This window comes from Halorussus halophilus (assembly GCF_008831545.1).
Lineage (GTDB): Archaea > Halobacteriota > Halobacteria > Halobacteriales > Haladaptataceae > Halorussus > Halorussus halophilus.
Genome location: NZ_CP044523.1, coordinates 3,194,380 through 3,216,578, shown reverse-complemented (window position 1 = coordinate 3,216,578; position 22,199 = coordinate 3,194,380). Strand labels below are relative to the sequence as shown.

The window sequence follows — 22,199 nt, the reverse complement described above, 5'->3', positions numbered from 1 at the left end:
GGTCCGGGTACTTAAGCGTTCGTCAGACGAGAGTGCCGTGTGTCGGTCTGTCGCACTTCTCGACTGGTAGATTCTCATCAGTTGAGAATCGGCTTCCCCCTGATAGTCGCTCGATTCGTAGCTCCGCCTGTGATGGTTCCCAGCCAATCGAGCGGAGCAAACTTCGCGGTGGTCGGATGGTAGACCCCGTCGTCGCTAGCCGACTTCAGTTCGCGCTGACGACCATCGTCCACATCGTCTTCCCCGTCATGAGTATGGGACTCGCGCCCTTCCTCGTCTACTTCACGTGGAAAGAGATTCGGACCGGCGAAGTGCTCTACGAGCGACTCCGTCGGTTCTGGACGAAGATTTTCGCGGTGAGTTTCGCGGTCGGTACCGTCACCGGACTCGTCCTCGAATTCGAGTTCGGGACGAACTTCGCGGCGTTCTCCGAGACGGCGGGCGCGCTGTTCGGTGGCCCCCTCGCCGCCGAGGGCATGATGGCGTTCTTCCTCGAAGCGACGTTCCTCGGCGTGTTCGTCTTCGGGCGCGAACGCGTCTCCGACCGCCTCTACTTCCTGTCGAGCGTCATGGTCGGTCTCGGAACGTGGCTCTCTGCGGTCTGGATTCTGGTCGCCAACTCGTGGATGCAGACGCCCCGTGGGTTCGAGATGGCGACGAAAAACGGCCACCCGGTCGTCCTGCTGACCGACCCCGTGGCGGCCTACGCCAACCCCCGGTTTCCGTGGATGTTCGTCCACATGCAGAACGCCGCCGTCCTCTCCGTGGCGCTGTTCATGGCTGGCGTGGCGGCGTACCACCTCTACCGTCGGCGACACCTGAACGTCGTCGATACGGGGAATCTCGACGCAACATTCTGGCAGACCACCCTCAAAGTCGCCATCGTCGCGCTGGTCATCAGCGCGCCGTTCCAAGCGATTCACGGTGACGCCTACGGTCGCCACGTTGCCGAGACACAGCCACAGAAGTTCGCCGCGATGGAGGCTGTCTGGGAGACCGATAGCTACGTTCCCGAGTACATCATCGCGTTCCCGACCAGCGTCGAGGACCTGACGAACCCGCGCGCGAAGGACATCTTCGGCATCGGCATCCCAGGCGGAGCCTCGTGGCTCGCTAGCGGCGGGGACCCGTCCGCCGAAATCACGGGCCTGAACGAGTTCGAGAGTTCGCCCCCGGTCGCCGTCGTCTTCTGGTCGTTCCGGGCGATGGTCGCGCTCGGCTTCTGGTTCATCGCGCTCGCGTTCTGGGCGGCGTACCGCTGGCGGACGGGCGAACTGCTGGAGGACCACCTGCTCCACAAGGCGCTCATGGCCTCGTCGCTGCTCGGAATTCTGGGGGTCGAACTCGGTTGGATAGTCACCGAAGTCGGCCGCCAACCGTGGGTGATTCAGGGCGTGATGAAGACGAGCGATAGCGTCTCCCAGAACCTCGGTTCGACGGAGGCACTCGCCACCCTCGTCGGATTCGCGGTCGTCTACTTCGCCCTACTTTCCGTCTACAGCTACGTCGTCGCTCGCATCATTCGGACGGGACCAGCAGGACCGGTTCCGGACGACTACGACCAACCACGCGACCCCGAGTCGCCGACACCTACGCGGGAGGTGCCAGCGGATGATTGAACTATCGAACTTCGACTTGCCGACGCTCTGGTTCGCTGTCGTGTTCGCCTTCCTCGCCGTCTTCCTGTTTCTGGACGGCTTCGACTTCGGGGTCGGCGCGCTCTTCGCGACGAGGGGCGACCCAGAAGAGAAAGAACGACTGCTGGCCGCAATCGGGCCGTTCTGGGACGGTAACGAAGTGTGGCTGGTCGTCTTCGGCGGTGCACTATTCGCGGCGTTCCCGCCGGTGTACGCCGCGCTGTTCAGTCGCCACTACTTGCTCCTGTTCGGCGTCCTCGGGACGCTCATCCTCCGCGGTCTTGCCCCAGAGTTCTACGAACAGCGCCACGACGAGTCGTGGCAACGCTGGTGGGGCCGAGCCTTCGTCGTCGGGAGCGTCGGCGCGCCCTTCCTGCTCGGCGTCTTCGCCGCGAACTGGCTGTTGGGCACGGCGGGGCCGACGCTCACCTCGCTCGTCGTCGGCCTCGCAGTCGTCTGCATGACGATTGCGTCTGGTGCGGCGTTCCTCGGCCTCAAACTGCGTGGCGAACTACGCGAAGAGATGGTCGCATACGGGCCGAAAGCAACGCTCGCGTTTCTCGCGTTCGCGGTGGTGACGCTCGTTCTGCTCGCCTCCCGTGTCTCCTACGACGTGACGAGCGCGGCACTCGTCGCGCTGACGGTTGCCTCGGGAGTCGGATACGTCCTCGCCACGAAGCAGGGGTATCGCTACGTCTCCTTCGTCACGGCAGGGGGCATGACCGGGTCGTTCGTCGCGCTCGTCGGCACGCTCATGTATCCCGTCGTGGAACCCGTACGAGGGCTGACGGTCGCTGAGGCCGCCGTCGGGTCGCCGTCTATCGAATTGCTGACCGGTTCGGCGGCGCTGCTGTTGCCGCTCGTGCTGACCTACTTCGTCGTGCTGTACTCGGCGTTTAGCGGCCCGATAGACCCTGAAGAAGCCTATTAAACCACCTTATTCTCGTCGAGTTCCGACGCGCTGGAAGAGAAACCGCGTCGTCCAAGCCTGCGTTCGCTTCGCTCACGCAGACGCCGCTTCTCGGCGCTCGGAACTACTCCGAGAAAAAATCTGGCCCAAAAAACGGACGGAGAAAAATCTGGCCGCCTGAGCGGCCAGATTTCTCTCGTCTTCTGTGTGCTGGTGCGACTACCGGCCCGCAGACCGCACAACGCCGTAATCAGCAGACTGCATAGCACCGCCCTAATCAGTGAACGACCGGAATTTTCAGGGATTTGTCCGTCGTCGGTTTCCCCGTGGCAGGAGTCGTCCTACAGACAGGTGTGCCAGAGTTGCCGCCCGAAGTCGGCGGCTATCTCGACGCACTCTGGAGTGTCGCGGTGTTTCTCGGCGTATTCGCCGTCCTCTACGTCCTCGGACGGCGCGTCGTGGAACCCGTCGCTCGCCGAACGCTCGCCAGCAAGCGAATCCAGCGCACGGCCGCGAACACGGCGCTGAAAATCGTCCGCCTCGGCGTCGTCGTGGTCGCGCTCCGAATCGCGCTCGACGTGGCCGACTACGGCTATCTGCTGTCGATACCGCCGACGTTGGCCGCCGCGCTGACGGTCGCAATTGGTTTCGCAAGCCGAGACATCGCCTCGAACCTCGTCAGCGGCGCGTTCATCGTCACGGACCCGAAGTTCAATATCGGCGACTGGATACAGTGGAAGAACCGCGAGGGCGTCATCGAGGACATCAGCTTTCGCGTGACGCGGGTCCGAACCTTCGACAACGAGTTGGTGACGGTGCCGAACTCCGAGTTGGCAACCAACGCCGTGACGAACCTCGTGGCGAAGAATCGCCTCCGCGTGCGTCACTCCTTTCACGTGGCGGACGACGAGGATTTGGGTCGCGTCGGCAGTATTCTGGTCGCGGCCGCAGATGCCGACGATCGGATTCTCGACGCGCCGACGCCCACCGTCGAAGTGACGGAGTTGGACGAGGGCCGGGCGACGGTCGAAGCGCGCTACTGGGTTTCGAATCCGACCCGCGAGCAGGTGGTGGAGATTCGCTCCGCGTATCTGCGGCGCGTCACCGAGCAGTTTGGGGCGGAAGGAATCGAGTTACCGCCGGGTTGACGAGTATCGAGGTGCCTACCAGGGGTAGCACTATGCGAGTTCTGTGCCCGTTCCCTCGGCAATCCGGGCGAACCGCCCTTCGTCGGCGAGCGCGGCGGTCTCGCGGATTTCCTCGTGGAGCGACACGTCCGCGAGTGGGAGGCCGACCGCGTCGTCGAGTTCCGTCGCGACGGCGTCGAGTGGTGGCGAGAGGTCGCTATCGACCAGTTCGCTACGCCGCGCGGCACAAAGCAGTTCGACGGCCAGCACCTGCTGGACTGTTTCTACTGTGTCTGTGAGTTCACGTGCCGCGATAGTTCCAAGGCTGTGGATGTCTTCTTGCCCACCCGAGACGGTGACTGACCGGCCACTCGCCGGAGCGGTTGTTTCGAGTTCCGTGACCAACCCTGTCGCCGTGTAGTGGGCTATCATCAGTCCGGATTCCAAGCCGGGGTCGGCGGCGAGGAAGTCCGCAACTCCTTCGCTCCCGACGTCGCTGACCAGTTTGTCCGCGCGACGCTCGCTCACCCGACCGACCTTCTGGATGGCAGTCGTCAGCATGTCGGCGGCAGCGGCTACCTGCTGGCCGTTGAAGTTGCCACAGGAGAACGTCTCGCCATCGGGAAACACGAGTGGATTGTCGGTCGCACTCCGGAGTTCGGTCTCGACCACGTGCCGTGCGAAGTCGAGTTGCTCGCGAACCGCGCCGTGAATCTGTGGGATACAGCGCAGCGACAGCGGATCCTGAGTCATCTGGTGGTCTCCCTCTGGCGTCGCCGAGACGAGTCGGCGAACGTTGGCCGCAGAGGCCGCGTGGCCGTCGTAGGGTCGGACCCCCGAGACTCGCTCTGCGAACGCTGTCGGGGCCTCGCCGAGCAGTTCGAACGTCCACGCACCAGCGAGGTCGGCAGTTCGGACCAGTCGCTCGGTGTCCTCGACTGCGAGTGCCAGCAGTGCAGTCATGATTGGCGTGCCACTCACGGCAGAGAGGCCCTCTTTCGCGCGTGGGTCAAGCGGTTCGACGTTCGCTTCTGCGAGGGCGACGCTACCGTCGAACGTTTCCCCACCCATTTCAGCCTCGCCTTCACCCATCAGCACGAGACCGATGTGTGCGGCCGCCCCGAGGTCGTCGGTGCTCCCCGTCGCGGGAACGACTGGGTGCACGCCCTCGTTGAGAAGCGCGAGAAACTGTTCGACCAGTTCGACGCGCACGCCGGAGACGCCGACTGAGAGGGCGTTCGCGCGGACGAGCATCGCCGCCCGGACTACGTCGGTCGGCAACGGGTCGCCGACGGCAGTGGCGTGACTTCGAAGGAGATTCTCTTGCAGACTGTCGAGGTCGTCTCGCGAGATGGAGACGGACTGTAGGTCGCCGAACCCGGTGTTGACGCCGTAGACGCGGTTGTCGCCGTCGATAATGTCTTCGACGGCGTCACGGCTGTCTTCGATTCGGTCTCGTGCTTGGGGGGACAGTTCGACGGGTTCGCGTTCGCGGGCGACTGCGACGAGTTCGTCTATCGTCAGTTCGCCGGTGATTCGTATCATTCTAAATTCTTGTTGGCGGCCGTCGGTTCGCGCGCGATGCCTCTCGCTGGTGGGGGTGAACCTCGACGTAGCATGGTTAGGCGGCCGCTCCGTCTGTGTCCGTCGCGGAGACGCCTGCCGGGGTGACTCGTCCCTCTAGCCACTCGAAGGTCCTGTCGAGCGCGATGACGAGCAGTGCGCCTGGAATCGCTCCGGCGAGCAGGATGTTGGTGTTGAACTGCTGTTGACCGAGGATGACCCACTGGCCGAGTCCGCCCGCCCCGATGAACGCACCGAGGTACGCTACGCCGATGGACAGCACCGTCGAAGTTCGGATACCCGCGAAGACGACTGGCACCGCCAGCGGCAGTTCGATGCGGCGCAGTCGTTGCAGTTCAGTCATTCCCATCCCGCGTCCGGCCTCCTTCTGTGCGTCGTCCACGTCCCGGATTCCGGCGACGGTGTTCTTCAGAATCGGGAGGAGCGCATACAAGAACAACGCTAACACGGCGGGTTTGTAGCCGAGTCCGAGTGCTGTAAACGACAGCGCGAGCACTGCGAGCGGTGGCACTGTCTGAGAGACTGCACCGAGATTCATCACTAGCCAGCCGACTTTCTCGTTGCGGGTCGCCGCGATTCCGGCGGGCACCGCGACGAGGATAGCCGCGAACTCGCCAACGAGCACCATCGTCATGTGTTGGCGGGCCATCTCGGCGAACTCGCCGGGGTTCTGTCCGATGTACTCTAACCAGCCAGTGAAGATACCGAGCGGCAACTCAAGCATGGTGGCCCTCCAGTACGGTTGATGGGTCGCCGCCAACCGCTCGGCGCACGTCGTCCTCCGAGAGAAGGCCGACGACTTCGTGGTTCGACACGACCGATATCTCCGGTCGGTTGTCGGTGAACAGTCGCTGCAAGGCAGTCTTCAGCGAATCGTCTGGCGTGACGGTCCGAGAAGTCTTCTCGACGGAGTCTGGCCGCTCTCGCATCGCCTCTCGAACCGGTATCGTCTGTAACTGTTTGAGCAATCGGTCCTCGCCGATGAAACTCTCGACGAACTCGTTTTCCGGGTTCGCCAGTAGTTCGCGGGGGGTGTCGTACTGGACGAGTCGGCCCTCGTTGAGGACAGCCACCCGGTCGCCCATCTTGATGGCCTCGTCGATAGAGTGGGTGACGAACGCGATAGTCACGTCCAGTTCGTCCTGAATTCGGAGGAACTCATCTTGGAGTTCGTCGCGGGTAATCGGGTCGAGCGCGCCGAACGGTTCGTCCATGAGTACGACCTCGGGGTTAGCCGCCAGTGCCCGAGCGACCCCGACGCGTTGGCGCTGGCCGCCCGATAGTTCTGCAGGGTACTTCTCGCGCACGTTGGCCGGTAGTTGGATGAGTTCGAGGAGTTCGGTGACTCGTTGCTCGGTGCGGTCGTCGTCCCAGCCGACGATGTCCGGAACGATGCCGATGTTCTCCTCGACGGTCATGTGGCTGAACAGCCCAATCTCTTGGATGACGTAACCGACGTTCCGCCGCAACTCTATCGAGTCGAGTTGATCGATGGACGTCCCATCGATAGAGAGGGTTCCCTCGGTGGGTTCGATGAGCGCGTTTATCATCTTCATCGTCGTCGTCTTCCCACAGCCAGAGGGACCGACCAGCGTAGCGACGTCGCCACGCGGGACTTCGAGACTCACGCTATCGACTGCTTTCGTGCCGTCACCGTAGACTTTCGAGACGTTCCGTAGTTCTATCATGTTTCTTGCACCTCCGCGCCACCGGGGAGGAACCGCTGGACCGCGTAGAGGCCGTAATCGAGCGAGATGGCGATGCCCGAGATGACGGCCGTCGCGGCGAGTATCTGGTTGGCGTTGCTGAGTCGGATTCCAGCGAAGATGGAGTTGCCCAGACCACCCGCGCCGAAGAACGCTGCGACGGTCGTGATTGCGATGAGCAGGACCGCTGCCTGCCGGACTCCAGCCATGATGACCGAGAGGGCCATCGGGAGTTGGACTCGCACGAGTAGTTGTCGGTCGGTCATGCCGAGTCCACGACCGGCCTCTATCTTGGCAGGGTCCACGCCTTCGATTCCGGTGTACGTATTTCGGGCGATGGGCAGTGCCGAGTACAGCACGAGTGCGGTCACCGCCGGAGCGACGCCGATACCCATGATGGGAATGAGCAACGACAGGAGCGCCAGACTCGGAATCGTCAGCACGATGCCCGCTGTGCCGATGAGCACGTCGGCGGCCCGGTCGTGGTTCCGAACGGCTATCGCCGCCGGAATCCAGAGCAGGACACCGAACAAGAGTGCCGTCAACGAGATGTTCAGATGCTGGATTGCCTGCGAGACCAGCGTCTCGCTGTTTGCGGCCATCCACGAGATGATACTCCCAATCGAAACCATCGTTAGAGGAAGCCGTTGTCTTTGAGGAACGTCTTCGCTACCTGTTTCGGATCTTTGCCGTCGATGCTCACTTTCGCGTTCAACGAACGCATCTTCTCGGTGGTGAGTTTCGATGTCGGCTCGTTCAGCGTCTTCTTCATCGAGTCGTCCAACACGTCCTTGTTTACGTTCGGTGCGGGATTGTAGATGATGAAGTGGTTCTTCGGGTCTTCGAGGACCTCGAGACCGAACTTCTTGATCTTCGGATTCGTGTTGAAGCCGAATCCGAGGTCCGCCTCGCCGTTCTTGACGGCCTTGTACGCCAACCCGAGTTTCATGCTGACCGTCTCGACCTTCTTGGCTTCCTTTGCGAATCCGTAGGTGTCGGGCAGACCTCCCCACCCGTCCTCGCGGCGCTTGATTTCGGGGTTCATCGCCACCGAGAAGTCGGTGTTGCCGGACTTGGCGTGCTTCGCGAGGTCGTTCAAATTCTTGATACCGTTCTCCTTGGCCCACGAGGGGTTGGCCATGATGACGTAGGTGTTGTTGAACGGCGCTTTCTGTAGCCAGTCGATGCTGTACTGCTCGTTGTACGCGCTATCGACCTTGTCGTAGAGCTTCTTCGGGTCGCTGATGACCTTGTCCTTGCCGAGAATCGACGACCACGCAGTGCCGGTGTACTCCCAGTACATCGCGGAGTCGCCGTTCTTGACCGCCTTGAAGTTCGCTGGCGAACCGCCGAGGCCAGTCTTACTTTCCACCTCGTGGCCCGCCGACTGTAGCATCTGAATGCTGATCTGGCTGAGGATGAACTGTTCGGTGAAGTTCTTCGAGGAGACGGTCAGCGACTTCCCGCTGCCGCCACCGACGAGGCTCAGACAGCCAGCCGTTCCTGTCGCCGTTCCCGCAGCGGCCGCGCCCGCTCCCTTGAGCAGCGACCGGCGGTTGATATTCCCTGTCATGCCTATGTTGTTCTACCTCATGGTTCGAGTGTAACCGTGACTCCGCATTTGTGCGGTTTTTTAAGTTGTCTATGGCGATTGTTCACGAGCGATGTTCGACGACGAACCCCGCGACGTGCGCGAGTGCACGCCGGAGATGCTCGCCAGCGGTCGATTTTCCCACGTTCATCGCATCGGCAACGTCTTCGAGCGTCGCTTCGCGGGGGACCGAGAAGTAGCCAGACTCGACGGCCAGTGCCAGTGCTTCGAACTGTCGGTCGGTCAAATCTCCGAGCAGGATGTTCCACGCGACCTGGCTCGGTAGCGTCGCCGTTTCGACTTGTGGGCGAGCGCGCTCGATCTCTACGTCACTGACCTGCTCTAGCAACTCCACCAATTCGATGAGTCGGTCGCGGTCCCGGATGATGAGATCGAAGTACTCTCGGCCGTGTTTCAGCGTCGTTGGGTCCAGCGGCATGAACCCGTGTTCGAGCATCAGGAGGAAGGGCGTCTCGTCCTGCAGTTGGGCGGTGACGAGTATCGTCGCTTGTTCGGTCCGTTTCGACGAGTTGGTCGCAGTTCGTTCCCCGTACTCCCCACTCGTGTGTTCGACTACTTCGACCTTCTCGTGATACGGGGTCGCTCGGATCAGGTCGAGCGATTCGTCTAAGTCTTCTCCCTGCAGACGAATCAGCCCCATGTACTCCCGGTCGTGAAGCGTCGCAGTGTAGATGTCACCACTCACTCCGAGGCGGCCGATTTTCTCGGTCCAATCGTCTGGATACCGGACACTGAGCCGCACGGTGAGCATTGCCAACGCTTTCCAACAGACAGTGAAAAGAGTTCGGCTAATACTGTCAGAACTTGCAGAACCCTCAATACTCTGTCCGATTCGCTAACACCCCGAGAAGTTTGTTCTCCGCGCGCCGCAGATGCTCCTCGCAAGTCCGACGCTCGACGCCCATCTCACCTGCAATCTCGGCAGTCGTCGTCTCGCGTGGAATCTCGTAGTAGCCCATCTCCATCGCGAGTTCGAACGCCTCGCGCTGGCGCACCGAGAGGTCCGGCAGTGCCGAATCGAGGGTGAGAAGCGGCCGGTCGCCGGTGACGGACCCGACTTCGCGCTTGCTCTCGACGGTCACGGAGAATTCGGCGGCCACGTCGCGGTAGAACGCGGTCAGATTTTCGGGGGCGAGCGCCAGCACGCGACACCACTTCGCGCCGTCGGCGTATCTGAGTGGTGGCACGAGCAAGCAGTCGTGTTCGGCCAGAATCGCTTCGATTGTGTCGTCACCGTGGCCGCTTCGCTCTTCGTTCTGACCATCTCGTCTTCCTCGGTCGTCCTGTTCTTTTAGGCAGGCGTCGGTGATGAGCAGTCGCTCGTCGTCCTCGACGATTCGCTCGCGGATTCCCACCGCGTCTTCGACGTGCGCGACGACTGCTTCGGCCCCCGTGGCTGCTCCCTCGCTCCCACCCGAACCGCCGCTGACGTGGAGCAAATCGCAGTGGTCGTTGCACCACAGTTCGACAGTCGTGTCGGTGCCTGCGGTGGCGTCGGCGTACGCGCCGGGTTGCTCGATACCGAGAACGGCCTCGTGCATCGAGCGGACCTTTCGGCCGAGAGTATTTAAACTACCCTCCGTGTGGCGGTACCGAGCTATTTGGCTCTCGGCACGCATTGTCACAGTAGAATGAGTGAACAGTCCACAGGTGAAGCCGACTCCCACGGCGTCGGCGACCCGAGCGAGCAGTGGCGAGAGTACCAGGGCGCACCGACCGGCACCGACATCGAGTGCGAAGGCTGGCGACAGGAGGCCGCGCTCCGGATGCTGAACAACAACTTGGACCCGGAAGTCGCGGAGAAACCAGAGGACCTCGTGGTGTACGGCGGCACCGGGCGCGCGGCCCGTAGCTGGGACGCCTACGACTCGATTCTGGGCGAACTCCGGACCTTGGCCGACGACGAGACCCTACTCGTTCAATCCGGCAAGCCAGTCGGCCGATTCCAGACCCACGAACGCGCACCGCGCGTTCTCATCGCCAACTCGAACCTCGTCGGCAAGTGGGACGACTGGGACCACTTCCACGAACTCGAATCGAAGGGTCTCATCATGTACGGCCAGATGACCGCGGGGTCGTGGGCCTACATCGGCACGCAGGGCATCATCCAAGGCACCTACGAGACGCTGGCCGAACTGGCTGACCAGCACTACCCCGAGAACGACGGCCTCCGCGGCAAGATAACCGTCACGGGCGGCCTCGGTGGCATGGGAGGCGCGCAACCGCTCGCGGTGACGATGAACCATGGCGTCTGCATCGCCGCCGAAGTGGACGAAGCGCGCATCGACCGCCGAATAGAGACTGGCTACTGCCAAGAGAAGACCGACGACTTGGACGAAGCCATCGAGAAGGCACAGCAAGCCGCCGAGAACGGCGAACCCTACAGCATCGGGGTTCACATGAACGCCGCCGACATGCTCGAAGGAATGCTCGAACGCGGCTTCGTCCCGGACGTAATCACCGACCAGACGAGTGCCCACGACGAGTTAGAGGGGTACTACCCCTCGGGATACACCGTCGCAGAAGCCGACCAACTTCGAGACGAAGACCCCGAAACCTACGTCGAAGAGAGCCTCGACACGATGGCACGTCACGTGCAGGGCATCTTAGACCTCCAAGACGAGGGAGCAATCGCCGTCGAGTACGGCAACAACATCCGCGGGCAGGTGGAGGAACACCGCAACTTCGAAAATGCGTTCGACTTCCCCGGGTTCGTCCCAGCGTACATCCGACCCCTGTTCTGCCGCGGCAAGGGACCGTTCCGCTGGGCCGCGCTGTCGGGCGAGGAGGCCGACATCCACCGCACCGACGAGGCCATCAAGGAGTTGTTCCCCGAGAAAGACCACCTGCATCGCTGGATAGACCTGGCCCAGGAGCAGGTCGAGTTTCAGGGACTTCCTTCCAGAGTGTGCTGGTTGGGGTATCAATCCGGAGATAGTGAAGACGAAGACGACCTCACCGAACGCGCGCGCTTCGCACTCCGAATCAACGAACTCGTCGCTGAAGGCGAGATTTCTGCTCCCATAGTCGTCACGCGCGACCACCTCGACGCAGGTTCGGTCGCTTCGCCCAACCGCGAGACGGAAGCCATGAAAGACGGTTCGGACGCCATCGCCGACTGGCCGATTCTGAACGCCCTGCTGAACTGCGCGTCTGGCGCTGACATCGTGAGCGTCCACGACGGCGGCGGGGTCGGCATCGGCAACTCGCTGCACACGAACAACCACGTCGTGCTTGACGGTTCCGAGCTGGCCGCAGAGAAGGCCAAGCGCGTCTACACCACCGACCCTGGCATGGGCGTGGTTCGCCACGCGGACGCCGGCTACGAGGAAGCACTAGCGGAAGCGAGTGAGTCAAACGTTGTCGTACCGATGCGAGACGGTAAATGATGGGAGAACGTACGTTCGACTGGATGGGCACCTCCAGCGACTCCAACGACGAGCAGTTCGGCCACGTCGTCGAGCTGGCGAGCATCGACGAAGCGGACGACTACGACACCGTGCTGGTCGGCGAGCCGTTCGACAAGGCGGTCATCGGCCGCAGGGGGGCCGCTGACGGGCCGAAGGCACTCCGCCAGCGACTCGCGGGCACGAAGACCCACCACTTCGACGCGGGTCCCGTTAGCTCGATTGCCGACTTGGGCGACGTGACGTTCGGCGACACGGAGTCGCCGACAGTCGCGGACCTCCAAGAGCAAGTCAGAAGCATCACCGAGCAGGTCCACGACACCGACGCGTTCCCCGTCTTCTTGGGCGGCGACAACTCGATGAGTTTCCCGAACGTCGCGCCGCTCTTGGACGAGGGCACCGTGGGCGTCGTCAACTTCGACGCACATCTCGACGTGCGCGAGGTCCGGGACGACCCGACCAGCGGGACGCCCTACCGGCAACTGTACGAGGCCGGACTCGACGCCTACGCCTGCGTCGGCGCGCGCCACTTCGAGACGTCCACGAAGTACGCCGAGTACGTCCGCGAGCAGGGCGGCGACGTTATCACTGCCGAAGAAGTCGGTGACGACGACATCGAGGCCGTGGACCGCACACTCGATGCACTGGGTGGCGTGGATCGCATCTACGTCAGCGTCGATTTAGACGTGCTGGACGCTCCGGCCGCACCGGGAGTCAGCGCGCCGACGCCCGGCGGAATCACGTCTCGTGAGTTGTTCCGGATGCTCCGCCTCCTCGGAAGCGAGAACCGACTCGCTGGCTTCGAAGTCGTCGAGTGTTCGCCGCCGTTGGACGAAGGCGGTCGCACAGCAACAGTCGGGGCGCGAGCAATCGCACACCTGCTGAGTGCCCGACCGAAGCGAGGAAATCGATGACGCTCACGACCGTCGTCTACGACGCCGCGGAAGTCGTGACTGTGGAAGGAAAGGCCGAAACAGAAACCGGGTCAGGCGAGTCGCGCGAGTCTGACGAGCGTGACGGCCCGCTCGGCGTCTACACCGACGCGGCCATCGCCGTCGAAGACGGCGAGGTTGCGCGGGTCGGCCCCAGTGGTCCCGTTACCCGCGAGTTCCCCCCGGAGAACGCTGAGAACGCTATCGACGCCAGCGGCAAAGCCGTCCTCCCCGGTTTCGTGGACCCGCACACGCACGCCCTCTTCGCGGGCGACCGCTCCGACGAGTTCGAAGCGAAGTTGCAGGGCAAGACGTACCAAGAGATTCTGGAAGACGGCGGCGGAATTCTCCGAACCGTCAAAGCCACCAGAGAGGCCACCAACCAGCAGTTGCTCGACAACCTGCTCGACCACCTCGACACGATGCTGGCCCACGGGACGACTACCGTCGAGGTGAAGTCAGGCTACGGACTCGACACCGAGACGGAACTCCGGATGCTCGACGTAATCGACCGGGCCGACACTCGCCATCCCGTAGACGTGGTGCCGACGTTCATGGGTGCCCACGCGGTACCACAGGAGATGGACACCGACGAATACGTCGCGGAAGTCGTCAACGAGCAGATTCCGGCCGTCGCCGACCAAGGAATCGCGGAGTTCTGCGACGTGTTCTGCGAGGAGGGCGTCTTCAGCGTCGAGCAGTCCCGACGAGTATTGAAAACAGGCGAGGAAGCAGGCATGACGCCTAAAGTCCACGCCGAAGAACTCGCGCACATCGGCGGCACGCAACTAGCCGCCGAAATCGGCGCAACGAGTGCCGACCACCTATTGTACTCTGACGAGGACGACATCGCCGCGCTCGTGGAGAACGACGTAGTCCCGGTCCTTCTGCCCGGCACGGCGTTCGGCCTTGGCGCGGAGTACGCTGACGCCCGTGCGTTCCTCGACGCGGGCGCACCGGTCGCAGTTGCCACGGACTTCAATCCGAACTGCTACAGTCAGAGCATGGGCTTTGCAAACTCGCTCTCCTGCGTCGAGATGGGGATGACCCCGGCGGAGGCACTGGTCGCTTCGACCAGCAACGCCGCGAAGGCCCTCGACTTGCCGGAGTCGGTCGGTACCCTCCGGGAAAGCTCACCGGCAGACATGGCGATTCTGGACGCGCCAAGCTACGTCCACGTGCCGTACAACTTCGGCGTGAACGCCGTCGAGACGGTGCTGAAAGACGGGAAAGTGGTTCACGACGAGTCAGGAGAAGCGGAGGTGACCCGATGACGGTCCGCCTCGACGGCGAGTCTCTGACGCCAGAAGACGTCGCGGCGGTCGCTCGCGACGACGAACCGGTCGCCGTCCCGGACGAGGCGCGCGAGAAGGTCCGAACTGCCCGCGAGCGGGTCGAAGAAGTAGTCGAGAGCGGCGAACCAGTGTACGGGGTTAATACGGGCTTCGGCGAACTCGTGGACGAACGCATTCCGCGCGAGGACATCGAACGCCTTCAGTTGAACCTCGTGCGAAGCCACGCCGCTGGCGCGGGCCGCGAGTTGGGCCGCGAAGAAGTCCGAGCGATGATGCTCGGGCGAGTCAACGCGCTCGTGAAGGGCTATTCGGGCGTCAGAGAAGCCGTCATCGACCAACTCGTCTCGATGCTGAACGACGGAATTCACCCAGTCGTCAAGTCCCGTGGTAGTCTCGGTGCGAGCGGCGACCTCGCGCCGCTGGCACACCTCGCGCTCGTGTTGATTGGCGAGGGGCAAGCCGACGTGGAGAGTGGCGACGAGAACAGACGACTGCCCGGCGACGAAGCACTCGCCGCCGCCGAACTCGACCCGCTCACGCTGAAAGCCAAGGAAGGCATCGCGCTCATCAACGGCACCCAGTTGTCTGCCGGACTGGCCGCGCTCGCCGTCGTGGACGCAGAGCGTGCCATTCGGGCCGCAGACGTGGCAGGCGCGCTCACGACCGAAGTGACGATGGGCACCACGGCGTCCTCTGACCAGTCCATCGCCGCGATTCGGCCGCATCAGGGCCACGCCGAGAGCGCGCGTAACGTCAAGCGACTCACCGAAGACTCCGAAATCGTGGAGTCCCATCGCAACTGCGACCGCGTGCAGGACGCCTACTCGCTCCGGTGTCTGCCGCAGGTCCACGGCGCAGTCCGGGACGCGGTTCGACATCTCCGCGAAGCGGTCGAAGTCGAGTTGAACAGCGCGACGGACAACCCGCTCATCTTCGACGCCGACGAGACGGACCCACGCGCCAGCGGCACCGAGAACGCGGCGGTCCTCTCGGGCGGCAACTTCCACGGCGACCCGCTCGCGCTCCCGTTGGACTACCTGACGAACGCGATTACCGAACTCGCCGCGATTTCCGAACGCCGGGTGGACAGGATGGTCAACCCGAACATTCAGGAAGAGTACCTCCCGGCGTTCCTGACCGAGAAGAGCGGCCTGCGCTCGGGCTACATGATCGCACAGTACACCGCCGCGGCGCTCCTCAACGAGAATCGCGCGACTGGGCGACCCTCGATGGACAACACGCCGGTCAGCGGCAATCAGGAAGACCACGTGAGCATGAGCGCCCAGAGTGCCTACGACGCGCGCTCTGCGGTCTCGAACGCCATCACGATAGTTGGAATCGAACTGCTCTGCGGTGCGCAGGCGGCGGATTTCATCCAGGAAGACCTCGACCACGGCGTCGGCACGGCCGCCGCCTACGAGACGGTTCGGAACGTAGTACCCCACCTCGGGGACGACCGGGCGATTCACCACGACATCGAAGACGCCGACGCACTCGTCTGGTCGGGCCTGCTGGAAGAGCGCGTCGAAGACGCGCTCGGCGGACAGTTGGCGTAGTCAGTCGTCTGCCCACGGCGGTCTATTTTCTGATTCTTCGTGCTCCTCGTCGTCGCACTCTTCGCTTCCTTCGCGCTCGTCGCTGCGCGCCGGGCACTGACCAGCGCGCTCGCTCGCAGTGGGCCGAAATAACCCGTGTTCTGCGCAGTCGTACACGTCTCTAACGACGTTATCGCAGTCGCGCCCGCAGGTGGGACAGCGGCGAGTCGCGTCTTCTATCCTCGTTTCGGCGGCCATCTCGTCGTAGACTTCGTGCCACCCGCCGCTGGGCGACTCACGCTCGTCGGGCATGGTGGCATGCTCGGCGACACGTCGGGCACGCTCGCCGAGCGCGGTCACGTCGAGTGCGGGTGCGTCTCGCGCCCGCACTCACCCCCGTAGCTTCTTGTAGGTATGCCGTGTGGTGTGTCATTGGGCTTCCTCGCAGGTATGCCCAGCGTGCGGGTGCTGGCCCACCCGGACGTTTCGCGTCGTGGTCGCTGGGCTACTCGTATTTCTGTTCGCTCGCTACTGCGTAGGTTCCTCCTCGTCCCACTCACCCCCGAAAGATGGTTTCCGTCTCGTTCTGCCCCCGGCAGAACGCGGTCGATTTCGTACACGTCTCGGTTCGTCTCGCCGCGGGACGACCCGAGATACGAGACGCGCGAGTCTCCGACTCGCGCGTCGTCACAGGCTTACACCTGCGGTTCAGGTTCTGATTCGGTGTCTGTCTCCGACGCCGAGTCGTCGGTGCCACCGTCGGCCTGCTCGTCTTCGAGACTCTCCAGTGCCGAGATGACCAGCGTCTTGTACTGCTCGGGCGGCAGGTCGTACTCCTGTTCGGCCATCCGGGCGTACTCGTTGCCTACGGCGGCGGTGCCGCCTTCGGGAGACGTCTCCGACGTCTCTCCGTCGCTGAACGCTTCGATGCGTTCGAGCGTGCGCTCTGCGGTCTCGGCGACCCAGCGGTCGCGCGTGGCCGCATCGACTTCGGTGATGGACTCCGGTCGGACGGAGACGTTGGTGTTGCCGTCGTCGGTCTCGTAGGTCCGTGGCTTGCCGGTGATGGCGACGTACGCTGGCGGTTCGAGTTCCCGAAGCATGCTCGCGGCTTCCGGCTGGTACTGCCCGGCGTAGACGAAGAACGGGTCGCCGTTCGGGTCTACGACGCGGCCCTGCCAGTACTCGCTGTCGTCGCCGATGTCTTCGGTCTCGGTCAGCGTGCCGACGAAGAAGATGCGGTTGGCCCGCTCGCCCGTCGGTAGGAGAGCGTACACCGGGGCGCGCTCCTCGTCTGACTCCTTGAACGTGTGCGTCGAATCGTTGAACTCGCCCGCGAACACGCGGCGGGCGACTTCTCGCATTGGGGTTCCACTCATGTCAGATCGACCTCGCTTTGATAAGCACGTCCTCTGCATCTGTCGGCCCGGCCAGCGTCTCTACGTCGTTCGCGAGGACGTAGCGTCCCATCGTGGGACCGCTCACGCGGTAGTAGCGGCCGAGCGTCTTCTCTCGCATCTCTTCAGCGACGACGGTTGTGTCGAGCGCGTCCATCGCCATGTCCTGTGCTTCCTGAAGGCCGATGCCGGTGAACTCCTCGGTGGCCTCCTTGTTGAAGATGACCTCGTGGACGTCGTTGCCGTCGTCGAGGACGCCTTTGATTCGCAGGTCGAACTCGCCGTCCTGTTCGCCGTGTTCCGAACAGCGGCCGTTCTGTAGCACGCGCGTACAGTCCTCCATGGGACACCGCTTGATGAGTCCGCTGCCGCTCTGAATGTCCACCAAGGCACCTTCGATTTCGGCGGTGTCGTCGCCGACTTCGATGTCTTCCTCGGTTTCCTCGATGGTGGTCGTGCGGTTGAGCTTCACCGAGTAGTTGCCCTGGTACTCGTCGGTGACGAGGTTCCCGAAGTGGTACACTTTGCCCTCTTCGAGTTCTGGGAGGTCGGATTTGGCCCACTTGGTGAACTTGGTGGTGCCCGTCTCGTCGCCGAGCAGGCCGACTTGGCCCACAGCGTCGCTTCGGGGGTCCCAGAGGTCCACGACTTTCGCGGTGAGGCTGATCCACTGCTCGTCTTGGTCGATGTCTTCGACCTTGACTTGGTCGGTGCCGCCGCCACCGCTTCGAATCTCGTCGCGTTCGAGACCTGCCTCGTCGAGGTAGTGACTGACGACGCTCCGTCGGGCCTCCTCCATGGGGACTCGGTATTCGTTGACGAGGTTGTCGAGGCGCTCCTCGACCTCCTCGACTGTGATATCTAAATGGTCGGAGAACTGTTCGCGTATCTCTTCGGCGTGCTGATGCACTTCACTCATGGTTTGCTCCGTCTCCGCTTCGTTTTCAGTGGGAGACACCTGACGGGTTAGTGCTGCATGGTATAAAAGTCTACGCAACCAGAGTGAAAGTGAAATCCTCCGCTCTTCAACTCCCCTCAGTCCCACTCAGCGCGACTCCAACGCCAGTACCGCGCCAAGTGCGACGAGGACGCTTCCCGAAAGCCAGCGCAGACCGTCGGCGAGTCGCGGCCGCGTCTGGAACGCGCTCCGGACGCCACCCGAGAGCAGGCCGACAGTGCCGAGATACAGCGCGGTTAGGATTGCGTAGGTGCCACCGAGCGCGAGCATTTCGAGCGTCGTGCCCGCGCCCGAAGCGGACCCTGCCCCCGACCCGACGAACTGCGGGAGGAGCGCGAGGAAGAACAGCGCGACCTTCGGATTGAGGACGTTGACGGTGACGCCCCGGAGGTAGCCCTGTCGGAGTTCGGTGTCAGTGATTTCAGTCGAAGTGTCGAGGCTTCCGAGGTCGTCCAACTCGCCGCCGCCCCAGAGCGTCTTCGCGCCGAGATAGAGGAGGTAGGCCGCTCCCGCGTACTTGATGACGGAGAAAGCCAGCGCGGAGGTTCGGAGGAGTGCGGCGAGACCGACCGCGGCGGCGGTCGTGTGAACGAGGATACCGGTGCTGACTCCCAGCGCAGAGGCGAGACCGCTTCGTTTCCCTGCGCCGACGCCCTGCGTGAGGACGAAGACGGTGTCGGGGCCGGGCATCAGAATGAGCGTGACTGCGGCCCCGACGAACAGAAGGTAAGTGTGCAAATCTATGTGCGGGAGCATTCGCGTTTGGGTGTCGGACGAGAGCGGATTAAGCGTTGGGTGACTGGCGACTTTTCGTCGTAAATCGTCTTCCGCGGACGAACGCTTATTTCTCTGAAGGTTCTTATACCAGAACGTAACCAGCCCACACCATGGCTACCGACGAGACGCGTGACGACGGCGAAACACGCGACGAGACGCGAGTCGAAGACGACTACGCAGTCACTATCCCGCGCCGAGTGCGCGAACGACTCGACCTTGAACCTGGCGACAGCGTGGAGTGGGTCCTCACCGAAGACGGCGACCTCCGGGTGGAAGTCGTCGAAGGAGAGTACGGCGTCTTCGACGACGCGCCGACGGTTTCGTTGGGCGACGTTCCGGACGACACGCTCGGTCTAGATTCCCGATGACTGCTGTCGTCATCGACTCGAACGTGTTGATAGCGTCGCACAACGAAGACGACGAACGATACGACTCCAGCGATGCTATCGTTTCTGGCATCGACCATGGGACGTTACCGGAGGCTCATGTCACGGAGTACGTCGTCGCGGAAGTCCTGAATCTCCTTCATGGGCGGTACAGCCACGAACTCGCCCTCGACACCTACGAACGACTCGACCACGGTACAGGATTCCGACTTGTACACACGACGGAAGACGACTTTGCACGCGCAGTAGAACTGTTCTATAGGTTCGACGGTATCGCGTTCGTAGACGCGGTCCTCGCGGCGTACATGAACCGAACGGACATCGAGTACCTCTACAGTCTAGACGACGACTTCGACGCGCTGGAGTCGGTCTCTCGCCTCCAGACTGCGACGAATCCATTCGCGCCGTAGACGAACTTCCAAACGAGCAGAAACTGGTTTTCGGACACAAAACTTACACCCGACTCACGAATACCCCCGATACAATGTCGGGAGATACTGGGTCACCGGGCGAAGACATCCGTTCGAGCGGCCCCGTCGAGTACTTCCTCGGTGTCCCGCTCGTGATTGCTCTGTTCATCGGCGCGGTCGTCCTCTACCTTCGCGGGTCGGCAATCGTCCACGAACACGTGCCGGATTTGCCACTTCTCGTGGACGTGCTCGCGCTGGCAGTTCTCGTCGGCGTACTGCTCTACGCGATGTTCCGCACCATCGACTTGGTGAAGCAGTGAAGCTCCATTCCGTCGAACCCTTTCGGCCGAACGGTCGCTCAGACGAAGTCCGCGATTGCCAATTGATGCTCGGAGTTGAACTTCACACTCAGTAAAACCGGCTTTTCGTATCCTTTAAGCTCTCTTTCGGCGGTTTTGTTACCGACATTCGCCCAAATTTTCGCCGCTGAGTCAGGAGCTTCTGAGAATACCTCCCTTGAGTAATGACCTCTTGACGTTTTGGGGAGTTCTACTGTCTTTTCAAATGTCTTCTCATCCGAAGAATCGAATAGCTCAACGGTGAATATACGCTTTGAATCGTCTGAATTCCACACTTCGAGCGTCGAGATGTCGGCTTCGTCGGAGCGAGACCCGCCGGAGAGACAACCGCTCGTGCTTCCGAGGACGGCGGTCGTACAGAGGGCATCGAGGAAGACACGGCGGTTCACACGACCGTAGTCATCGTCCTGCCATGACTTTCTTTCGTGATTTGTCGCCCCCTTCGAGCCACCACGACAGCAGACTCCTGTCGCACGGTTGCCCGTTCCCCACGAACAAAGCCTATCTTTCCGCGGGCACAAGCACCGACAAATGGACGACCGCCTTCAGAACTTCCTCCGGTCGAAGATACGCTCGGCGGGGCGACAGTACGAAGACGCCAAGCGGGCCTACGCCGACGCTCGGCAGAGCGCGCTCTCGGAACTCCCACAGGACGAGGAGGGCCGCGCCCGTATCGTCTGCCGTCGCCACGTCGAGCGGCGGGCCGTCTCGCTCGACGCAGAGGCGCGACCGGAGTGTTTCGAGGAGGAACACCCCGACTGCCGTGGCTGTGTCGAAGACGTACGCGCAGGTCGCATCGAGACGTGGTAGGATGCAGGAAAACGTCCCTATCGTCGCACTCGTGATGGCTGGCGGCACCGGCACGAGACTGTACCCTGCGAGTCGCTCCGACCGACCGAAGCAGTTCCTCTCGCTCGGGGCTGACGACGACGAATCCCTCCTCGCCCGGACAGTCGAGCGCGTCTCGTTCGCCGACGAAATCTTCGTCTCGACCGCTGATTCGCACGCCGAGCGCGTGCGAGAGGAAGTCCCGGAAGCAGACGTTCTCGTGGAACCGATTGCCAAGGACACCGGCCCGGCGCTCGCGTACGCGACGCATCGAATCGGAGCGGAAGTCGGCGACTGCGTCGTCCTCTGTGTCCCGAGCGACCACGTCGTCGGTGACGACTTCGAAGTAACCGCCCGCGAAGCGACCCGCGTTGCAGTCGAAACAGAGGGGCTAGTCACCTTCGGCGTAGAACCGACCCGACCCGCTACGGGGTACGGCTACATCGAGCCTAACAATTCGAACGCCGACTATGCCGAAATCGAACAGTTCCGCGAGAAACCCGACCGGGAGACCGCAGAGAAATTCGTCGAATCGGGGTTCTACTGGAACGCCGGACTGTTCGCGTGGACGCCCGACGCGCTGCTTCGCGAGGCCACCGACTCGCCGCTCGCACCGCTCGTGGACGCGTTGGAGGCTGGCGCCCCCGAACGAGGCTTCGCGGAGGTCGAATCGGTCAGCATCGACTACGCAGTGATGGAGCGCACAGACGACGCCTACGTCGTCCCGGCCGAGTTCGACTGGGACGACTTGGGGTCGTGGGACGCGCTCGAACGGGTCGTCGAGACAGACGACGACGGCAACGTCCTCCTCGGTGAGGGTATCAGCATCGATGGGGAAGGCAACGTCGTCGCTGGCGATGGCGAGACGCACGTCAGCGTCGTCGGAGTCGAGGATGTGGTCGTCGCCGCGTACGACGACCGAGTGTTGGTCGTGCCGAAAGACGACGCCCAGCGCGTACGAGAGGTAGTCGCCGCGCTTCGTGAGCGCGGCGAATTCTGACGCCGATTCTTCGGCGGGTGCTGACGGCCAGTTTGCTTTTGCAGCAGTCCGTTGTACCTCGTGTGCCATGCCTCGCACGCCCGACATTCAGACGGTCGAAACAGAAGACGAGTTCATCCACGTCCGGTTCCGCGACCCCGACGAGTTCGACGAGATTCGAACGCCGGATTGGGCCGCGAACGCGGCCCGCGACGTGTCGGAAGGTGCAGAAGTCAGAACGGGCAAACGAAAAGACAGCGACGAGTGGGAAGTCCAGAGCGTCCTCGTCAAGAAGAGCGTCGGTGAAGACAAAGCCAGAGAACAGGCGACGAAAATCGTCGAGAAGATCGAGTCCTGAGA

25 protein-coding genes are annotated in these 22,199 nt (G+C 62.7%); 13 read left to right on the top strand and 12 right to left on the bottom strand.

What is annotated here, in order from left to right; genetic code table 11:
• Nucleotides 1-176: 176 nt before the first annotated feature.
• The 3 genes from F7R90_RS16040 (at nucleotide 177) to F7R90_RS16030 (ending at nucleotide 3,695) form a co-directional block, all read left to right on the top strand.
• Nucleotides 177-1,619 (top strand): cytochrome ubiquinol oxidase subunit I, encoded by a 1,443-nt coding sequence (locus tag F7R90_RS16040; RefSeq protein WP_158058411.1) that lies wholly within the window; start codon nucleotides 177-179, stop codon nucleotides 1,617-1,619.
• Nucleotides 1,612-2,568 (top strand): cytochrome d ubiquinol oxidase subunit II, encoded by a 957-nt coding sequence (locus tag F7R90_RS16035; protein ID WP_158058410.1) that lies wholly within the window; start codon nucleotides 1,612-1,614, stop codon nucleotides 2,566-2,568. The genes F7R90_RS16040 and F7R90_RS16035 overlap by 8 nt, the downstream gene beginning before the upstream one ends.
• Nucleotides 2,569-2,873: 305 nt before the next feature.
• Nucleotides 2,874-3,695, top strand: coding sequence for a mechanosensitive ion channel family protein (locus tag F7R90_RS16030; protein WP_192498339.1), 822 nt, complete (start codon nucleotides 2,874-2,876; stop codon nucleotides 3,693-3,695).
• A gap of 30 nt (nucleotides 3,696-3,725) precedes the next feature.
• Here F7R90_RS16030 and F7R90_RS16025 read toward each other — a convergent pair whose 3' ends face one another.
• The 7 genes from F7R90_RS16025 to F7R90_RS15995 form a co-directional block, all read right to left on the bottom strand.
• Complete coding sequence (locus F7R90_RS16025; RefSeq protein ID WP_158058408.1) at nucleotides 3,726-5,219, bottom strand: HAL/PAL/TAL family ammonia-lyase; 1,494 nt, start codon at nucleotides 5,217-5,219, stop codon at nucleotides 3,726-3,728.
• A 76-nt stretch (nucleotides 5,220-5,295) separates the two neighbouring features.
• Nucleotides 5,296-5,982, bottom strand: coding sequence for an ABC transporter permease (locus F7R90_RS16020; RefSeq protein ID WP_158058407.1), 687 nt, complete (start codon nucleotides 5,980-5,982; stop codon nucleotides 5,296-5,298).
• Nucleotides 5,975-6,946 carry an ABC transporter ATP-binding protein gene (locus F7R90_RS16015; protein ID WP_158058406.1) on the bottom strand — a complete coding sequence of 324 codons (972 nt, stop codon included), beginning with the start codon at nucleotides 6,944-6,946 and terminating at the stop codon, nucleotides 5,975-5,977. Before F7R90_RS16015 ends, F7R90_RS16020 begins: the two co-directional genes overlap by 8 nt.
• Nucleotides 6,943-7,596 (bottom strand): ABC transporter permease, encoded by a 654-nt coding sequence (locus F7R90_RS16010; RefSeq protein ID WP_158058405.1) that lies wholly within the window; start codon nucleotides 7,594-7,596, stop codon nucleotides 6,943-6,945. The genes F7R90_RS16015 and F7R90_RS16010 overlap by 4 nt, the downstream gene beginning before the upstream one ends.
• 2 nt (nucleotides 7,597-7,598) lie before the next feature.
• Nucleotides 7,599-8,537, bottom strand: coding sequence for a glycine betaine ABC transporter substrate-binding protein (locus tag F7R90_RS16005; RefSeq protein ID WP_158058961.1), 939 nt, complete (start codon nucleotides 8,535-8,537; stop codon nucleotides 7,599-7,601).
• A gap of 82 nt (nucleotides 8,538-8,619) precedes the next feature.
• Complete coding sequence (locus tag F7R90_RS16000; protein WP_158058404.1) at nucleotides 8,620-9,327, bottom strand: helix-turn-helix domain-containing protein; 708 nt, start codon at nucleotides 9,325-9,327, stop codon at nucleotides 8,620-8,622.
• A gap of 64 nt (nucleotides 9,328-9,391) precedes the next feature.
• Complete coding sequence (locus tag F7R90_RS15995; RefSeq protein WP_158058403.1) at nucleotides 9,392-10,117, bottom strand: helix-turn-helix domain-containing protein; 726 nt, start codon at nucleotides 10,115-10,117, stop codon at nucleotides 9,392-9,394.
• A 90-nt stretch (nucleotides 10,118-10,207) separates the two neighbouring features.
• Between F7R90_RS15995 and hutU the strand changes: the two genes are divergently transcribed.
• Genes hutU through hutH form a run of 4 tightly spaced genes read left to right on the top strand, consistent with a single transcriptional unit; the run spans nucleotide 10,208 to nucleotide 15,766 of the window.
• Nucleotides 10,208-11,965 (top strand): urocanate hydratase, encoded by a 1,758-nt coding sequence (gene hutU / locus F7R90_RS15990; RefSeq protein ID WP_158058402.1) that lies wholly within the window; start codon nucleotides 10,208-10,210, stop codon nucleotides 11,963-11,965.
• A complete protein-coding gene (gene hutG, locus F7R90_RS15985; RefSeq protein WP_225741198.1) occupies nucleotides 11,962-12,897 on the top strand; it encodes a formimidoylglutamase in 936 nt (311 codons plus the stop codon). Before hutU ends, hutG begins: the two co-directional genes overlap by 4 nt.
• Complete coding sequence (gene hutI / locus F7R90_RS15980) at nucleotides 12,894-14,189, top strand: imidazolonepropionase (protein WP_158058401.1); 1,296 nt, start codon at nucleotides 12,894-12,896, stop codon at nucleotides 14,187-14,189. The genes hutG and hutI overlap by 4 nt, the downstream gene beginning before the upstream one ends.
• Nucleotides 14,186-15,766 (top strand): histidine ammonia-lyase, encoded by a 1,581-nt coding sequence (hutH, locus tag F7R90_RS15975; RefSeq protein WP_158058400.1) that lies wholly within the window; start codon nucleotides 14,186-14,188, stop codon nucleotides 15,764-15,766. Before hutI ends, hutH begins: the two co-directional genes overlap by 4 nt.
• Here the strand turns inward: hutH and F7R90_RS15970 are convergent, their stop codons facing one another.
• The 4 genes from F7R90_RS15970 to F7R90_RS15955 form a co-directional block, all read right to left on the bottom strand.
• Nucleotides 15,767-16,135, bottom strand: a complete 369-nt coding sequence (locus tag F7R90_RS15970; RefSeq protein WP_158058399.1) for a hypothetical protein — start codon at nucleotides 16,133-16,135, stop codon at nucleotides 15,767-15,769.
• A 305-nt stretch (nucleotides 16,136-16,440) separates the two neighbouring features.
• A complete protein-coding gene (locus F7R90_RS15965; RefSeq protein WP_158058398.1) occupies nucleotides 16,441-17,124 on the bottom strand; it encodes an RPA family protein in 684 nt (227 codons plus the stop codon).
• A 1-nt stretch (nucleotide 17,125) separates the two neighbouring features.
• Nucleotides 17,126-18,061, bottom strand: coding sequence for a replication factor A (locus F7R90_RS15960; RefSeq protein WP_158058959.1), 936 nt, complete (start codon nucleotides 18,059-18,061; stop codon nucleotides 17,126-17,128).
• Nucleotides 18,062-18,187: 126 nt separating this feature from the next.
• A complete protein-coding gene (locus F7R90_RS15955) occupies nucleotides 18,188-18,856 on the bottom strand; it encodes a LysE family translocator (RefSeq protein WP_158058397.1) in 669 nt (222 codons plus the stop codon).
• 131 nt (nucleotides 18,857-18,987) lie between these two features.
• Here F7R90_RS15955 and F7R90_RS15950 point away from each other — a divergent pair, with 131 nt between their 5' ends.
• The 3 genes from F7R90_RS15950 to F7R90_RS15940 all read left to right on the top strand — a co-directional run bounded on the left by F7R90_RS15950 (nucleotide 18,988) and on the right by F7R90_RS15940 (nucleotide 19,993).
• Nucleotides 18,988-19,245: an AbrB/MazE/SpoVT family DNA-binding domain-containing protein gene (locus tag F7R90_RS15950; protein WP_158058396.1), complete on the top strand. Its 258-nt coding sequence runs from the start codon at nucleotides 18,988-18,990 to the stop codon at nucleotides 19,243-19,245.
• Nucleotides 19,242-19,673 carry a type II toxin-antitoxin system VapC family toxin gene (locus F7R90_RS15945; RefSeq protein WP_158058395.1) on the top strand — a complete coding sequence of 144 codons (432 nt, stop codon included), beginning with the start codon at nucleotides 19,242-19,244 and terminating at the stop codon, nucleotides 19,671-19,673. Before F7R90_RS15950 ends, F7R90_RS15945 begins: the two co-directional genes overlap by 4 nt.
• 74 nt (nucleotides 19,674-19,747) lie before the next feature.
• Nucleotides 19,748-19,993, top strand: coding sequence for a hypothetical protein (locus F7R90_RS15940; protein ID WP_158058394.1), 246 nt, complete (start codon nucleotides 19,748-19,750; stop codon nucleotides 19,991-19,993).
• A gap of 38 nt (nucleotides 19,994-20,031) precedes the next feature.
• Here F7R90_RS15940 and F7R90_RS15935 read toward each other — a convergent pair whose 3' ends face one another.
• The gene (locus tag F7R90_RS15935; RefSeq protein ID WP_158058393.1) at nucleotides 20,032-20,421 is read right to left on the bottom strand and encodes a hypothetical protein; all 390 of its coding nucleotides are present in this window, start codon (nucleotides 20,419-20,421) and stop codon (nucleotides 20,032-20,034) included.
• Between the two features lie 142 nt (nucleotides 20,422-20,563).
• On the opposite strand from F7R90_RS15935, the gene F7R90_RS15930 reads away from it, so the two are divergent.
• The 3 genes from F7R90_RS15930 to F7R90_RS15920 all read left to right on the top strand — a co-directional run bounded on the left by F7R90_RS15930 (nucleotide 20,564) and on the right by F7R90_RS15920 (nucleotide 22,197).
• Nucleotides 20,564-20,842 (top strand): DUF7091 family protein, encoded by a 279-nt coding sequence (locus F7R90_RS15930; protein WP_158058392.1) that lies wholly within the window; start codon nucleotides 20,564-20,566, stop codon nucleotides 20,840-20,842.
• A gap of 1 nt (nucleotide 20,843) precedes the next feature.
• Nucleotides 20,844-21,860, top strand: coding sequence for a mannose-1-phosphate guanylyltransferase (locus F7R90_RS15925; RefSeq protein ID WP_158058391.1), 1,017 nt, complete (start codon nucleotides 20,844-20,846; stop codon nucleotides 21,858-21,860).
• Nucleotides 21,861-21,927: 67 nt separating this feature from the next.
• Nucleotides 21,928-22,197, top strand: a complete 270-nt coding sequence (locus F7R90_RS15920; protein ID WP_158058390.1) for a hypothetical protein — start codon at nucleotides 21,928-21,930, stop codon at nucleotides 22,195-22,197.
• Nucleotides 22,198-22,199 lie beyond the last annotated feature (2 nt).